General features: G+C 71.8%; 11 protein-coding genes. 2 read left to right on the top strand and 9 right to left on the bottom strand.

Features of this window, described 5'->3' with window-relative positions; translation table 11 throughout:
• Window positions 1–205: 205 nt before the first annotated feature.
• On the bottom strand, window positions 206–2,557 hold the full coding sequence (locus ACIO6U_RS27110; protein ID WP_401723027.1) for an ATP/GTP-binding protein: 2,352 nt from the start codon (window positions 2,555–2,557) through the stop codon (window positions 206–208).
• Between the two features lie 269 nt (window positions 2,558–2,826).
• On the opposite strand from ACIO6U_RS27110, the gene gabT reads away from it, so the two are divergent.
• Window positions 2,827–4,158 carry a 4-aminobutyrate--2-oxoglutarate transaminase gene (gabT, locus tag ACIO6U_RS27105; protein ID WP_355346559.1) on the top strand — a complete coding sequence of 444 codons (1,332 nt, stop codon included), beginning with the start codon at window positions 2,827–2,829 and terminating at the stop codon, window positions 4,156–4,158.
• Between the two features lie 158 nt (window positions 4,159–4,316).
• Window positions 4,317–5,261: a phosphatase PAP2 family protein gene (locus ACIO6U_RS27100; RefSeq protein WP_401723022.1), complete on the top strand. Its 945-nt coding sequence runs from the start codon at window positions 4,317–4,319 to the stop codon at window positions 5,259–5,261.
• Here the strand turns inward: ACIO6U_RS27100 and ACIO6U_RS27095 are convergent.
• From ACIO6U_RS27095 to ACIO6U_RS27060, 8 genes are all read right to left on the bottom strand, one after another.
• On the bottom strand, window positions 5,233–6,765 hold the full coding sequence (locus tag ACIO6U_RS27095; RefSeq protein ID WP_391050328.1) for a CoA-acylating methylmalonate-semialdehyde dehydrogenase: 1,533 nt from the start codon (window positions 6,763–6,765) through the stop codon (window positions 5,233–5,235). The two genes, ACIO6U_RS27100 and ACIO6U_RS27095, sit on opposite strands and share 29 nt — an antisense overlap.
• 68 nt (window positions 6,766–6,833) lie before the next feature.
• Window positions 6,834–7,286: a hypothetical protein gene (locus ACIO6U_RS27090; RefSeq protein ID WP_355346550.1), complete on the bottom strand. Its 453-nt coding sequence runs from the start codon at window positions 7,284–7,286 to the stop codon at window positions 6,834–6,836.
• A 201-nt stretch (window positions 7,287–7,487) separates the two neighbouring features.
• Window positions 7,488–8,882 carry an NAD(P)/FAD-dependent oxidoreductase gene (locus ACIO6U_RS27085; RefSeq protein WP_401723019.1) on the bottom strand — a complete coding sequence of 465 codons (1,395 nt, stop codon included), beginning with the start codon at window positions 8,880–8,882 and terminating at the stop codon, window positions 7,488–7,490.
• A 57-nt stretch (window positions 8,883–8,939) separates the two neighbouring features.
• On the bottom strand, window positions 8,940–9,740 hold the full coding sequence (locus ACIO6U_RS27080) for an ABC transporter permease (RefSeq protein ID WP_188280861.1): 801 nt from the start codon (window positions 9,738–9,740) through the stop codon (window positions 8,940–8,942).
• Window positions 9,740–10,687: an ABC transporter permease gene (locus tag ACIO6U_RS27075; RefSeq protein ID WP_355346541.1), complete on the bottom strand. Its 948-nt coding sequence runs from the start codon at window positions 10,685–10,687 to the stop codon at window positions 9,740–9,742. Before ACIO6U_RS27075 ends, ACIO6U_RS27080 begins: the two co-directional genes overlap by 1 nt.
• Window positions 10,684–11,847, bottom strand: coding sequence for an ABC transporter ATP-binding protein (locus ACIO6U_RS27070; protein ID WP_401723017.1), 1,164 nt, complete (start codon window positions 11,845–11,847; stop codon window positions 10,684–10,686). Before ACIO6U_RS27070 ends, ACIO6U_RS27075 begins: the two co-directional genes overlap by 4 nt.
• A 47-nt stretch (window positions 11,848–11,894) precedes the next feature.
• Window positions 11,895–13,127, bottom strand: a complete 1,233-nt coding sequence (locus ACIO6U_RS27065; RefSeq protein WP_355346537.1) for a spermidine/putrescine ABC transporter substrate-binding protein — start codon at window positions 13,125–13,127, stop codon at window positions 11,895–11,897.
• A 16-nt stretch (window positions 13,128–13,143) separates the two neighbouring features.
• Window positions 13,144–14,658, bottom strand: a complete 1,515-nt coding sequence (locus ACIO6U_RS27060) for an aminobutyraldehyde dehydrogenase (protein WP_391050331.1) — start codon at window positions 14,656–14,658, stop codon at window positions 13,144–13,146.
• Window positions 14,659–14,665: the final 7 nt, after the last annotated feature.

Genomic DNA, 14,665 nt, shown 5'->3' with positions numbered 1-14,665 from the left:
CCAATTGTGCCGCACCGTCCAGCGCTGCCCTGACGCCAGCCGCCAATACCGGACACGCACGCCCCTCCGCCGCCCGACCCGACCGGGCCCGCACTGCCCCGCCGCCGCCCGACCGGTACGGGCCCGCACGCCCCGCCAGCGTTACCAGCGCCCGGCCCGCACGCCCTGCCACCGCCCCCGGCGCCGGGCCCGCACGACCTCGGCGCTACCCCCGCAGGTCCACCAGGACCGGCGGGGCGCTCTCCCCCGCGGTGGTCGTGAGCGAGACGACGGCCTGCCCGGCGGGCACGGTGTGGGCGAGGTCGGAGGCCGACCAGCGTTCGCGCTCGACCTCGCGGACGGTGACGGCGTCGGCGGTGACGACCCGGCCGGTGATCATCCGGCGCGCCACGCGGTTGACGCGCTGCGCCATGCCGCCCGACTGGTCGGCGCGGGTGACCTCGCGGGTCTCCACCCGCGTGGTGCCCCAGGACTCGGCGAAGAACTTGCCGTCCCACGGCGTGACCCCGGCCAGGGACATCCGGCAGCCCGCGGCGGCGACGAGCGGGCCGCGCAGGTGCTCGGGCACGTCGGCCAGGGTGCGCAGGCCGAGGACCATGCCCGCCGTGGTGGACGGCAGGGCCGCCAGCGCGCGGACGGTCTCCGCGGTGACGGCCTGGCCGATGTCGTCGACGATCAGGCAGACGAACCGGGTCCAGGTGCGCTGGGCGCGGACGGCGGCGGTGAACTGGGCGAGCAGCAGCCGGACGAGGATCCGGGAGGCTTCGGCGTGGCCGCGTTCGGGCAGTTCGATCCGCACCCGGATGGGGTGCACGAGCGCTTCCATCGAGAACGGCCGGGCCCGGTCGGGGGCGCCGAAGGACCCGGCGAAGGCGGGCCGGTCGAGCAGCGCGATCCGGTTGGCGAGGTCGCCGCCGATGTCCCCGGTGCGGGCGGACTGCCGCTGCCTGGCGTCGAGTTCGCGCAGCAGCGCGGGCGCGGCCGCCGCGTCCACGGCGCGGCGCAGGTCCTCGTACGCCTCGGGGGCGCCGTCCAGCAGTTCGCGGAGCACCGGCACCGGGGGGAAACGGCCGTGGGCGGCGGCGTAGGGGCCGAGGAGCTGGCCGAGGGCGGCGACGGCGCGGCGCTGTTCGGCCTCGGGGCCGTCGACGAGGGCTTCGGCGAGCAGCCAGGCGGCCATGTCGGGGTCGGTGGTGCCGCCGTACAGGTCGAGGCTGTAGCGGGAGGCCGGGTCGCCGGGCGCGATGACGACGTCGTACGCCTCGTGCGGTCCGAGGTCGGTGTCCGCGCCGGCCACGACGACCACGGCGGCGGTGCCGGTGAGCGCCTGGAGGCAGAGCGACTCGGCCGCCGGGCGCATGACGCGGCGGGTCCTGTCGGCGCCGGGCGGGCCGACGACGAGCAGTCCCGTACCGAGCAGTGCGGGGTCGAGGGCCATGCCGGAGCCGCGGTACTGGAAGCCGTTGCGGTCGTCCTCGACGCCGCGGCCGATCCTGACCTGGCCGCCGAGCAGGTCGTGCGGGGCGGTGCGGGCGGGCAGGTCGCGCTCGCCCGACGGGTGGAGGCAGGCGCCGCCGCCGAGGCGCCGGACCTCGTCGGTGAACGCCAGGACCTCGCGGGGGCGCTGCCGGGTCTCGTCCCACGCGTGCCGGACGCGGACGCAGTCCACGTCGTTCATCCGGCCCAGGCCCACGTCCCGCGCCAGCCGGTCGGCCGCGTCGGAGCGCCCGGCCGCGCGCAGTTCCGGCCAGTCCGCGGGGGTCTCCCCGGAGGGGTCGGTGCCGGTGCGGGTGTACGAGGGGGCGGCGGGGCGCGCTCCCGCGGTGTCGTCGGGCTGCCAGCCGGGGATGCCGAACCAGCCGCCGAATGTGGCGCAGGGCCAGGCGATCAGCGCGGCGACGAGGGCGTAGATGGCGTAGGTGACCGCGGCGGCCCGGTTGGGGTTGCCGCCACCGCTTATCCACGAGTACGGGAAGAGGTCGAGCACCGTGTCGAGGAGGGGCACGTAGCCCGTCCAGCTCAGTTGCCACACCAGGGCGCCCGCGGCGAGCGCGAACCAGCCGCGGCGCGCGGGGGTGTTCAGGAAGCGGCGGGCCGCCTCGCCCCAGTTGCCGAGCCTGCCAGTGATCCAGACGATCACGGCGGCCGACAGCACGCTGTAGAGGTTCTGGGTGAAGACCTCGGGGCGGGACTGGTGGCCGCTGAAGGACCAACTGTGCGGGGTCAGGATCTTGAGCGGGAACTGCCACCAGGGCAGGAAGCCGTTGTTGCGCAGGGACCAGATGAGGATTCCGGCGAGGAGGGCGAGTGCGGCGCGGCCGAGGACGCGGCCGTCGGGGACCCGGTCGGCTTCGTTGGGCACGTGTCCGTAGGCGTACACGCCGGGCGCGTCGGAGATCCGCGGGGTGCGCAGCCAGCGCTCGGTCTCGGACATCGGCGGTGCCTGTTTGGGCACGGGGGGCGCGGCGGCCGGGCGCGCCGGTGTCCCGGCGGGCCGGGGCGGCACCTCGGGCCGGTGGCCGTACCCGTGCGCGCCCTCGTGATCCATGGCATCCATGGTGCGTGCCCCTCGCCCCTCGTCGCCGACGATGCGCTCAATGTAGTCGAGCGGCTACCGCCGTAAAAGGATCTTGCCGGTGGCGGGCGGTGGCACGCCGCGGCGCGCGCACTGGCCGTTACGGCGAATCGTCGGTGGGCAGTGTTACCTATCGGCGTATGCGGGCGGGCCGGGACGCGGCCTAGCCTGCGGGAAGAGCTGAAAAGTCCGAAGAGATCCGAAGAGACACCGCACAGACACCGCCGCCCGGCTTGAGGAGAGCACCCGCCATGACCGCACTTCCGCAGGAACGCAAGCTGGTCACCAGCATTCCCGGCCCGAAGTCGCAGGAGCTGTCGGCGCGCAAGAGCGCCGCGGTCGCGAACGGGGTGGGGGTGACGCTGCCGGTGTACGTGACGCGCGCCGGGGGCGGCGTGGTGGAGGACGTGGACGGGAACCGGCTGATCGACTTCGGCTCCGGGATCGCGGTCACGTCGGTGGGCAACAGCGCGGAGGCCGTGGTGCGGCGGGCCACGGCGCAGCTCGCCGACTTCACGCACACCTGCTTCATGGTGACGCCGTACGAGGGGTACGTGGAGGTCGCCGAGGCGCTGAACGAGCTGACGCCCGGCAGCCACGCGAAGAAGACGGCGCTGTTCAACTCGGGCGCGGAGGCGGTGGAGAACGCGGTGAAGATCGCGCGTTCGTACACCAAGCGCCCGGCGGTCGTGGTGTTCGACCACGGCTATCACGGCCGGACGAATCTGACGATGGCGCTGACCGCGAAGAACATGCCGTACAAGGAGGGCTTCGGGCCGTTCGCGCCCGAGGTGTACCGGGTGCCGCTGGCGTACGGCTTCCGGTGGCTGACCGGGCCGGAGCACGCGGCGGAGGAGGCGGCGGCGCAGGCGATCGACATGATCACCAAGCAGATCGGCGCGGAGCACGTGGCGGCGATCGTGATCGAGCCGATCGCGGGCGAGGGCGGCTTCATCGAGCCCGCCAAGGGCTTCCTGCCGCGGATCGCGCAGTTCGCGAAGGACAACGGGATCGTGTTCGTCGCGGACGAGATCCAGACCGGCTTCTGCCGTACCGGTCAGTGGTTCGCGTGCGAGGACGAGGGCGTGGTGCCTGACCTGATCACGACGGCGAAGGGCATCGCGGGCGGTCTGCCGCTGGCGGCGGTGACCGGGCGCGCGGAGATCATGGACGCGGCGCACGCGGGCGGCCTCGGCGGCACCTACGGCGGCAACCCGGTGGCGTGCGCGGCGGCCCTGGGCGCGATCGAGACGATGAAGGAGCTGGACCTCGCGGCGAAGGCGCGGCGGATCGGCGAGGTGATGAAGGCGCGGCTGACCGCGCTCCAGGAGAAGTTCCCGGCGATCGGCGAGGTCCGCGGGCGCGGCGCGATGATCGCGGTGGAACTGGTCGAGCCGGGCACCACGACCCCGGACGCGGCGCTGACCGGCGCGATCGCCCGCGCGTGTCACAGTGCGGGCCTGGTTGTCCTCACTTGTGGCACCTACGGCAACGTGTTGCGTTTCCTCCCGCCGCTGGTTATCGGGGAGGATCTGCTCAACGAGGGCCTCGACATCATCGAGGGGGCCTTCGCCGGGGTGTGACCGGCGGTAAGGAATGGGGGGACGTGAAGAACGTGTGCGGGCCTGATGGCGGAGGGGTGATCCCTGGCCTTGTGGCCCTCCCGGTGACGTACGGTCTGAGCAGAACACCCCGCTCGGGGCGGTCTCCGAAGGAGATCATCACGGGCGACACCGCGCCGGTGTATCCCCAACACCGGCTCAGCAGTGCCCTCGCGCACGACACCGCCGGGACCGTAGGCCCCGGCACTCCTCGCCGATCGGTCGGCCGTTCGTCCCACACCCCCCGGGACGAGCGGCACGGCGGTCGCCCTGGCCGCCCCGGAACTCTCCCCCCTGTTCCGGGGCGGCTGACTTTTCTCCTGCTGCTGAGCGCCGTCGGCGCCGCCCTGTTCTCCCTGCTCACCTGGCAGGTCGAGACCGGCGGGCGGCTGGTCGGCCGCGACTGGACCGTACTCGGCTGGTTCCGGCGGGCGTCCGCCGCGCATCCGGGCGTGCACGGCACCGCGCAGGTCGTGAGCGACTTCGGTAACATCGAGGTCGCCGTGCCGGTCCTGCTCGTCGCGGTCGTGGCCGCCGCGGTGCTCGGGCGGCGGGCGGCCGTCGTCCGCTGGTGGCTGCCGCCGCTGGCCGCCTGCGTGGCCATGGCGCTGCTGCCGGTCGTGGTCGACACGGTCAAGTCCGCGGTGCACCGGCCCGCGCCCGGCCGCCTCCTGCCCCGGCTCGACGGCTACGGCTACTTCCCCTCCGGTCACGCCGCGACCTCCGCCGTCGCGTACGGCCTGGCCCTGCTGCTCCTGCTGCCGTACGTGCGCCGCCCCGCGGCCAGGACCGCGCTGACCGTTTTCACCCTCGCCCTCCAGGCGGCCGTGGGCGTCGCACTGGTGTGGTGCGACTACCACTGGCCGCTGGACGTGCTGGCGAGCTGGTTCCTGACGGTCACGCTGGTGGCGTGGGTGGCGGCGGCCGGGCTGTTCAGCCACGCGCCGGAAGCCGGCGAACCGGACGCCGACGGTTCGAGCGCCGACCGTCCGGGCGTCGGCGGACCGGACGCCGACGGTCCGGACGCCAACGGTCCGGACGCCGACGGACCGACGGTCAGCTATTCGTCGGGAAGCCCAGATTGATGCCCCCGTGCGAAGGGTCGAGCCAGCGCTGCGTGACGGCCTTGCCGCGGGTGAAGAAGCGGACCCCATCCTCGCCGTAGGCGTGGGTGTCGCCGAAGAGCGAGGACTTCCAGCCGCCGAAGGAGTAGTACGCGACCGGCACCGGGATCGGCACGTTGATGCCGACCATGCCGACCTCGACCTCGTGCTGGAAGCGCCGCGCGGCGCCGCCGTCGTTGGTGAACAGCGCGGTCCCGTTGCCGTACGGGTTGGCGTTGATCAGCGCCAGGCCCTCCTCGTACGAGGAGACGCGGACGACGGAGAGCACCGGGCCGAAGATCTCGTCGTCGTAGACGGACATGCCGGGCGTGACGCGGTCGAAGAGGGTGGGGCCGAGCCAGAAGCCGTCGGCGGTCTCCGCGCCCGAGATCGGGTGCTTGCGGCCGTCGACGGCCAGTTCCGCGCCGTCCGCGACGCCGGAGTCCAGATACGCGGTCACCTTGTCGCGGTGCACGCCGGTGACCAGCGGGCCCATCTCGGAGCTGGCGGCGCAGCCGGGTCCCACGGTCAGACCCGCGACGCGCTGCTTGATCCGCTCGACCAGGCCGTCGCCGACCGGGTCGACGGCGACCAGCACGGAGACCGCCATGCAGCGTTCGCCCGCGGCGCCGAAGCCCGCGTTGACGGCGGCGTCGGCGGCCAGGTCCAGGTCCGCGTCGGGCAGCACCAGCATGTGGTTCTTGGCGCCGCCGAGGGCCTGCACGCGCTTGCCGTGCCGGGTGCCGGTCTCGTACACGTAGCGGGCGATGGGAGTGGAGCCGACGAAGGAGACGGCCTTGATGTCGGGGTGTTCCAGCAGGCGGTCGACGGCGGGCTTGTCGCCGTGCACGACGTTGAAGACGCCGTCGGGCAGGCCCGCCTCCTGCCAGAGCCCGGCCATGAAGTTGGCGGCGGAGGGGTCCTTCTCCGACGGCTTGACGACGACGGTGTTGCCCGCGGCGATGGCCAGCGGGAAGAACCACATCGGCACCATGGCGGGGAAGTTGAACGGCGAGATAATCGCGACCGGGCCGAGCGGCTGGCGGATCGAGTAGACGTCGATGCCGGTGGACGCCTGCTCGGTGAAGCCGCCCTTGATCAGTTGCGGGATGCCGCACGCGTACTCCACGACCTCGATGCCGCGGGCGACCTCGCCGAGGGCGTCGGAGTGCACCTTGCCGTGCTCGGCGACGATGATCGAGGCCAGTTCGTCGCGGCGGGCGTTGAGCAGTTCGCGGAAGGCGAAGAGGACGCCGGTGCGCTTGGCGATCGAGGTGTGCCGCCACTGCTGGAACGCGTCGAGGGCGGCGTCGACCGCCGCGTCCACGACGTCGGCGGACGCGAGGTCCACCTGCCCGGTGATCGCGCCGGTCGCCGGGTCGTACACGTCTGCGTGCCGTTCCGCGCCGCCGGTCCAGCCCTTGCCTGCGATCCAGTGGGTGATGTGCTTGGTCGTCACGGGCTGACCCTTCCGTCGTTGTCTCATGTCAGTCTCCCCAGGCCGGGGAGGTGGTCACAAGCACCGCGCGGTGGGCTCGCTCCGCGGTGCGTCCTTCAGCCGCCGCCCGCGATCTGGGCGGCGGCCTCGTGCATGGCCAGTTCGAGCAGCACCGGGTCGGTGAGGTGCCCGCTGCCGTCCGGCGGCACCAGCCACCGCACCCCGCCGGTCGCCCGGCCCGGGTACGGCACGACGATCCAGGTGCCGCGGCCCGCCGTCCGTACGCCGGTGGCCAGCCAGCGCGCCGCCGTGCCCGGCGGTACGAAGAACCCCATCCGGGAGTCGCCGAAGTCGGCGAGCACCGGGCCCGGCCGCTCCACGAGCCGGGTCAGGACGTCCAGGGTGGGGTAGCCGAGATCCCCGGTGAGGATCAGGACGTCCCACAGTTTCCCGGCGGGCAGCAGCGTGACCCCGAGGGGGTTGCGCTCCCACTCCCACCGGCAGCTCACCGGATCCACCGCCACCGACACCAGCCACTCGACCGCGCTTTTCGCACCGGTGCTGACCATGACCGGCTCCTCCGTCTCTTCCGCCCGACGACCGCTGTGGACGGTCGCTGTCATGGAAGAGAGCGGGTTGGGGGCCGATCATTACGCGGGTTTCGCTACTCATTGGTAGTGAAGTGGCTCACGCCGTATGCCGGTTGTGCGCCGGGGGATCACCGCGGGTCCGCGCCGGGCGGCCCCAGGGCCTGTCCGGCGGATCAGGCCCTAGCTGTCGAAGCCGAGCCCGGCGCGGTCCATCGCCTTCAGCCACAGATTGCGCCGCCCTCCCGACCGGTCGGCGCGGGCCAGCGACCACTGGGTGATGCCGATCCCGACGGTGGCCAGCGGCTCCGGCGGGAACGGCAGCGGCTTTTTGCGGACCATCTCCAGGCGGGTCCGCTCGGTCTCCTCCCCCGCCAGCAGGTCCAGCATCACGTCGGCGCCGAAGCGGGTGGCGCCCACGCCCAGCCCGGTGTACCCGGCCGCGTAGGCGACCCGGCCGCCGTACGCGGTGCCGAAGAAGGCGGAGAAGCGCGAGCAGGTGTCGATCGCGCCGCCCCAGGCGTGGGTGAAGCGGACGTCCTCCAACTGCGGGAAGCAGGTGCGGAAGTGCTCCGCCAGCTTCAGGAAGGTCTCGGGCCGCTGGTCGTACTCCGCGCGCATCCGGCCGCCGCGCGGATAGACCGCGTCGTAGCCGCCCCACAGGATGCGGTTGTCCGCGCTGAGCCGGAAGTAGTGGAAGTGGTTGGCGCTGTCGCTCAGTCCCTGGCGGCCCTGCCAGCCGATGGCCGCGAGCCGCTGTTCGGTCAGCGGCTCCGTCATCAGCGCGTAGTCGTAGACCGGCACGGTGTACGGGCGGGCCCGGCGGACCAGTGACGGGAAGACGTTGGTGCCGAGCGCCACCTGGCGGGCGGTCACCCTGCCGTACGGGGTGCGCACCCCCAGCGCCGTGCCATAGCCGGCCAGGTCGCGGGCCGGGGTGCGCTCGTAGATCCGTACGCCCGCGTCGGCGGCGGCGCGGGCCAGGCCCCAGGCGAGCTTGGCGGGGTGCAGCATGGCGACGCCGCGCCGGTTGTACAGGCCGCCGAGGAAGGTGGGCGAGTCGACTTCGGCGCGGACCTGGTCGCGGTCCAGCAGTTCCGCGTCCAGGCCGTGCTCGGCGCCTTCCTGGGCGGCCTCGCGCAGTTCGTCGTACTGGTGCGGCTCGGTGGCCACGTCGATCTCGCCGGTCCGCTCGAAGTCGCAGTCCAGGCCGTAGCGGGCGACGGCCTCATCGATGGCGTCGAGATTGCGGTCGCCCAGCCGCTGGAGCGCGTCGAATTCGTCGGGCCAGCGGGCGAGTCCGTTGGCGGCGCCGTGGGTGAGGCTCGCGGCGCAGAAGCCGCCGTTGCGCCCGGAGGCGGCCCACCCGATCCTGTCCCCCTCGACCAGCACCACGTCCCGCTGCGGATCGCGCTCCTTGGCCAGCAGCGCGGTCCACAGCCCGCTGTAACCGCCCCCGACCACCAGCAGGTCGCAACTGTCGTGGCCGGTGAGCGCGGGGTGCGCCTGCGGCCTGCCGGGGTCGTCCAGCCAGTACGGTCGGGGCTCGGCCTCGGCGAGCGAGCGGGCTGCGTCCATGGTTCTCACACCTTCGTGATGCGCGGGTCTGCGTCCGGAATACGGGGGCGGTACGGGTCAGGTGCGCGCCCTCCTGCGGCTGCTGCCGAGAAGCTGCCCGGCCAGTACGAGCAGCACCGCGATGACGAACATCGCCGTACCGATCACATTGACCTGCACGGGTGTGCCGCGCTGCGCGGAGCCCCACACGAACATCGGGAAGGTGACGGTGTTGCCCGCGTTGAAGCTGGTGATGATGTAGTCGTCGAAGGAGAGCGCGAAGGACAGCAGGGCGCCCGCCGCGATACCGGGCGCGGCCAGCGGCAGCGTGATCCGCAGGAACGTCTGCGTCGGGGTGGCGTAGAGATCCTGCGCGGCCTGCTCCAGACGGGGGTCCATGCTCATCACGCGGGCCTTGACGGCGACGACGACGAAGCTCAGGCAGAACATGATGTGCGCGATGAGGATGGTCCAGAAGCCGAACTGGATGCGCATGTTGAGGAAGAGGGTGCCCAGCGAGGCGCCCATCACGACCTCGGGCATTGCCATCGGCAGGAAGATCAGCATGTTGGTGGTGGCGCGGCCCCTGAAGCGGTAGCGGGCCAGCGCGAAGGCGGTCATCGTGCCGAGCACGGTGGCGCCGATGGTCGAGTAGACGGCCAGCTTCAGGCTGAGCGTGAGGGAGTCGCACATGCCCGCGACGTCGCAGGGGTGCTGCCAGGCGTCGGTGGAGAACCGCGTCCAGGTGTAGTTGTAGCGGCCGTTGGGCTTGTTGAAGGAGAAGAGCAGCACCACGAGGTTGGGCACGATCAGGTACGTCAGGGTGAGCACCCCGGCGATCACCACGAGGTTCTTGCGCAGCCAGCGGATCGGACGCATCAGACCAGTTCCTCCGTTCCCGCGCGGCGGACGTAGACCATGACGATCGCCAGGATGACCGCCATGAGGATGAACGACAGGGCGGCGGCCGTCGGGTAGTCCAGCACCCGCAGGAACTGCGACTGGATGACGCTGCCGATCATCTTCTGGTTGGTGGAGCCCAGCAACTCGGCGTTGATGTAGTCGCCGGAGGCCGGGATGAAGGTGAGCAGGGTGCCGGCCACCACACCCGGCATGGACAGCGGGAAGGTCACCTTGCGGAAGGTGGTGAACGGGGTCGCGTACAGGTCGCCCGCCGCCTCGTGCAGCTTGCCGTCGACCCGCTCCAGGGACGTGTAGAGCGGCAGGATCATGAACGGCAGGAAGTTGTACGTCAGGCCGCAGACCACCGCCAGCGGGGTGGCCATCACCCGGTTGCCCTCGGTGATGCCGAGCGCGGACGTGACGTCCAGCAGGTGGATGTGGTTCAGGAACGACACCAGCGGGCTCTGGTCGGCGAGGATCGTCTCCCACGCCAGGGTGCGGATCAGGAAGCTGGTGAAGAAGGGCGCGATCACCAGGATCAGCACCAGATTGCGCCAGCGTCCGGCCCGGAAGGCGATGGTGTACGCCAGCGGGTAGCCGATGCCCAGGCACAGCACGGTGGCGATGCCGGAGTAGACCAGCGACTTCACGAACTGCGGCCAGTACTCGTGGAAGGCGTCCCAGTACGTGGCGAAGTGCCAGGTCACCTTGAAGCCGTCGTCGAGCGAGCCGGTCTGCACCGAGGTCGACGCCTGGTAGACCATCGGGGCCACGAAGAAGACCAGCAGCCAGGCGACGCCCGCGAGCAGCAGCAGGTACGGGATGCGCCGCCGTCTGCGGGCGGCCCTCTTCAGGGCGGCGGGCAGCGGGGCCGCCTCGGCCGGGGCCGGCGGCCCGGTGACGGGCGCGGTCGCTGCGCTCATGCGGCGGCCTCCCCCTCGTCGGTGTCGGTACCGGCGTCGATGTCCTGGTCGGCGTCGAGGCCGAAGGTGTGCTCGGGGTTCCAGTGCAGGACGACGGGCGCGCCGGGCACCAGGCGGCCGTCGCGTTCCACGTTGGGCACGAAGACCTCCAGCTCCGGGCAGACCGGGCTGTCGATGACGTACTGCGTGGAGACGCCGATGAAGCTGGAGTCGACGATCCGGCCGCGCACCCGGTTGCGGCTCTCGGCTATCTCGTGCTCGTCGTCGCTGTGCGCCAGGGTGATCTTCTCGGGGCGGACCCCGGCCAGCACCCGGCCGCCGGTCGTCACGTCGACGCGACATCGCGCGGCGGGCAGGGTGAGCTTCTGTCCGGCGGCGGTGAGCTGGAGTTCGCCGCCGCTGACGCCGGTCACCTCGGTCTCGATGAGGTTGGAGGTGCCGAGGAAATTGGCGACGAAGGTGGAGGCGGGGTTCTCGTAGAGGTCGGCGGGCGCGCCCATCTGCTCGACGCGTCCGGCGTTCATCACCGCGACGGTGTCGGCCATCGTCATGGCCTCCTCCTGGTCGTGGGTGACGTGGATGAAGGTGATGCCCACCTCGGTCTGGATGCGCTTGAGTTCGAGCTGCATCTGGCGGCGCAGCTTGAGGTCGAGCGCGCCGAGCGGTTCGTCGAGCAGCAGCACCTGCGGCTGGTTGATCAGCGCGCGGGCCACGGCGACGCGCTGCTGCTGGCCGCCGGAGAGCTGGTGCGGCTTGCGGCGGGCGAGCGCGCCGAGCTGGACGAGGCCCAGCATGTCGCCGACCTGCTTCTTGACGGATTTGATGCCGCGGCGGCGCAGTCCGAAGGCGACGTTCTCGTAGACGTCGAGGTGCGGGAAGAGCGCGTAGTTCTGGAAGACGGTGTTGACCGGGCGCTTGTACGGCGGCAGGGCGGTGACGTCCTGGCCGCCGAGGCGTACGGAGCCGGAGGAGGGGTCCTCCAGGCCCGCGATCATGCGCAAGGTGGTGGTCTTGCCGCATCCGGAGGCGCCGAGCAGTGCGAAGAAGGAACCGGCGGGCACGGCGAGGTCCAGCGGGTGGACGGCGGTGAAGGAGCCGTAGGTCTTGCTGATCCCGGTGAGGCTGACGGCGTCGTCGGCCGGGGTCTTGGGGGTCGTCATGAGGTGTCCCGGAAGTCGTCGGGGAGTGCGGGCTGCTGGAGCGCCGGTCAGGCGCCGGTGAGCTTGGAGAACTTCGCCTCGTACCGGGTGTCCTCGTCCTCGCTGAGCGAGCGGAAGGCGTGCGACGTGGCGTTCATCTGGGCGTTCGGGATGATCAGCGGGTTGGTGGCGAGCGACGGGTCGATCTTGGCCAGTTCCTCGCGGACGCCCATCACCGGTGACACATAGGTGGTGTAGGCGGCCAGTTCGGCCGCGATCCGCGGCTGGTAGTACCAGTCGATCAGCCGCTCGGCGTTGGTCTTGTGCCGCGCCTTGGCGGGGATCAGCAGATTGTCCGTGGAGGTCATGTAACCGGCGGCCGGGAAGGCGTACTCGATGTTCGGGTCGTCGAGCCTGAGCTGCACCAGGTCACCGGCCCAGGCGATACAGGCGGCGATGTCGCCCTTGCTGAGGCCGTCGGTGTACTCGCCGCCGGTGAACTTGCGGATCTGCCCCTTGTCCACCGCGCCCTGGATGCGGTTGAGCGCGGCGTCGTACTCGTCGTCGGTGACGGTCTCCGGCTTCTTGCCCATGTCGAGCAGCGTCATCCCGACGGTGTCGCGCATCTCGGAGAGCATGGCGGCCTTGCCCTTGAGCGCGGGGTCGTCCAGCAGTTGCGACACCGAGGTGACCTTGCGGCCCTTGGTGACCTTCTTGTTGTAGGCGATGCAGGTGGGGATGCCGGCCCAGGGGTAGGAGTAGGCGCGGCCGGGGTCCCAGTCGGGGCTGCGGAAGCGCTGTTCCAGGTTGGCGAAGGCGTGCGGCAGGTTCGAGGGGTCGAGCTTCTGGACCCAGCCGAGCCGGATCATCCGGCCCGCGAGCCAGTCGGTGAGCACCATCAGGTCGCGGCCGGTGTCCTGGCCCGCGGACAGTTGCGGCTTGATCTTGCCGAAGAACTCGACGTTGTCGTTGATGTCCTCGGTGTAGTCGACCTTGATGCCGGTGGCCTTGGTGAACTGGTCGAGGCTCGGGCGGTGCTTGCCGTCGTCGGTGACGTCGATGTACTGGTCCCAGTTGGAGAAGTTCACGACCTTCTCCTGCGCCGAGTGGTCGGTCGACGCCGTGGTGTCGCCCTTGCGGCCCGCGGCCGGGATGCCGCACGCCGTCAGTCCCGCCGTGGCGACGGTGCCCAGCCCCGCGGCGCGCAGCAGCGTCCGGCGGCCGAGGGCGCCGCGCCCGCCGGTCATGCTGCGGAGAATCGCCGCGCGCACCGGCGGGGACAGGGTCTCGTACTGCTCCATGGGTGGTGCCCTTCCGCTATCGGTCTCCGAAGACGGTGCGGTGCCAGTCCTTGCGCGCCACCGCGGTGTTGTCGAACATCACGTGCTTGACCTGCGTGTACTCCTCGAAGGAGTACGTGGACATGTCCTTGCCGAAGCCCGAGGACTTCGCTCCGCCGTGCGGCATCTCGCTGACGATCGGGATGTGGTCGTTGATCCAGACGCAGCCCGCGGTGATCTCCCGCGCGGCCCGCCCGGCCCGGTAGACATCGCGGGTCCAGGCGGAGGCGGCCAGGCCGTACGGGGTGTCGTTGGCGTACGCCAGGCCCTGATCGTCGCTGTCGAACGGCAGCACCGCCAGTACCGGGCCGAAGATCTCCTGCTGGACGGCCTCGCTGTGCTGCGGCGCGCCGGTGAGCAGCGTGGGCCGGTAGTACGCGCCGGCCGCGAGCCCGCCGCCGGGCGCCGCGCCGCCGGTGACGACGGTGGCGTACGTACGGGCCCGCTCGACGACGGCCGCGACGCGGTCGCGGTGCGCGAAGGAGATGAGCGGGCCGAGGTCGGTGGCCGGGTCGGCGGGGTCGCCGAGCCGTACGGTGGCCATCAGGTCGGCGACGGCGGTCACGAAGGCGTCGTACAGCGGGCGCTGGACGTAGGCGCGGGTGGCGGCGGTGCAGTCCTGGCCGCTGTTGATCAGGGCGGCGGCGACCGCGCCGTGCACGGCCGCGTCGAGGTCGGCGTCGTCGAAGACCACGAAGGGGGCCTTGCCGCCCAGTTCGAGGTGCAGGCGCTTGACGGTGCCCGCGGTGAGCCGGGCGATCCGGGTGCCGACGGCGGTGGAGCCGGTGAAGGACGTCATGGCGACGTCGGGGTGGGTGACCAGGTGTTCGCCCGCGCCCTGCCCCGTGCCGGTGACGATGTTGAGCACGCCGTCCGGGATTCCGGCCTCGGTGGCGGCCTCGGCGAACATCAGGGCGGTCAGCGGGGTCAGCTCCGACGGCTTGAGCACGATGGTGTTGCCCGCCGCGACCGCCGGGAGGATCTTCCACCCGGCCATCTGGAGCGGGTAGTTCCAGGGGGCGACGGAGCCGATGACACCGACCGGCTCGCGGCGCACGTACGAGGTGTGGTCCGGGCTGTACTCGCCTGCCGCCTTGCCCTCCAGGTGGCGGGCGGCCCCGGCGAAGAACGCGGCGTTGTCCACGGTGCCCGGCACGTCGAATTCGGTGCTGAGCTTGATCGGCTTGCCGCACTGGAGGGTTTCGGCGCGGGCGAGTTCGTCGGCGCGCGCGTCGAGGGCGGCGGACAGCCGGTGCAGCGCGGCGGAGCGCTCGCCGGGCGCGGTGGCCGCCCAGCCGGGCAGCGCGGCCTTCGCGGCGGCGACGGCGGCGTCCACGTCGGCGGGTCCCGCGGTGGCGTACGTCCACACCGTGCGGCCCGTCGCCGGGTCCACGACGGAGTGCGTGTCGCCGCTGCCGCCGGTTCGCGGGCGGCCGTCGATGTACTGGGCTCCGCCCGCGAACCGTTTCGCCACGTCCGTCACGTGGTCCATCACGTTC

It is taken from the genome of Streptomyces sp. NPDC087422 (assembly GCF_044744145.1).
Taxonomy (GTDB): domain Bacteria; phylum Actinomycetota; class Actinomycetes; order Streptomycetales; family Streptomycetaceae; genus Actinacidiphila.
This window is presented reverse-complemented; position numbering and strand designations above follow the sequence as displayed.

Bases quoted from the DNA above. Each gene is read 5' to 3' on its own strand.
- ACIO6U_RS27080 (WP_188280861.1), bottom strand. From the start codon at position 9,740: ATGCGTCCGATCCGCTGGCTGCGCAAGAACCTCGTGGTGATCGCCGGG.
- ACIO6U_RS27085 (WP_401723019.1), bottom strand. From the start codon at position 8,882: ATGGACGCAGCCCGCTCGCTCGCCGAGGCCGAGCCCCGACCGTACTGG.
- ACIO6U_RS27070 (WP_401723017.1), bottom strand. From the start codon at position 11,847: ATGACGACCCCCAAGACCCCGGCCGACGACGCCGTCAGCCTCACCGGG.
- ACIO6U_RS27075 (WP_355346541.1), bottom strand. From the start codon at position 10,687: ATGAGCGCAGCGACCGCGCCCGTCACCGGGCCGCCGGCCCCGGCCGAG.
- ACIO6U_RS27110 (WP_401723027.1), bottom strand. From the start codon at position 2,557: ATGGATGCCATGGATCACGAGGGCGCGCACGGGTACGGCCACCGGCCC.
- ACIO6U_RS27090 (WP_355346550.1), bottom strand. From the start codon at position 7,286: ATGGTCAGCACCGGTGCGAAAAGCGCGGTCGAGTGGCTGGTGTCGGTG.
- ACIO6U_RS27095 (WP_391050328.1), bottom strand. From the start codon at position 6,765: ATGAGACAACGACGGAAGGGTCAGCCCGTGACGACCAAGCACATCACC.
- ACIO6U_RS27060 (WP_391050331.1), bottom strand. From the start codon at position 14,658: ATGGACCACGTGACGGACGTGGCGAAACGGTTCGCGGGCGGAGCCCAG.
- gabT (WP_355346559.1), top strand. From the start codon at position 2,827: ATGACCGCACTTCCGCAGGAACGCAAGCTGGTCACCAGCATTCCCGGC.
- ACIO6U_RS27065 (WP_355346537.1), bottom strand. From the start codon at position 13,127: ATGGAGCAGTACGAGACCCTGTCCCCGCCGGTGCGCGCGGCGATTCTC.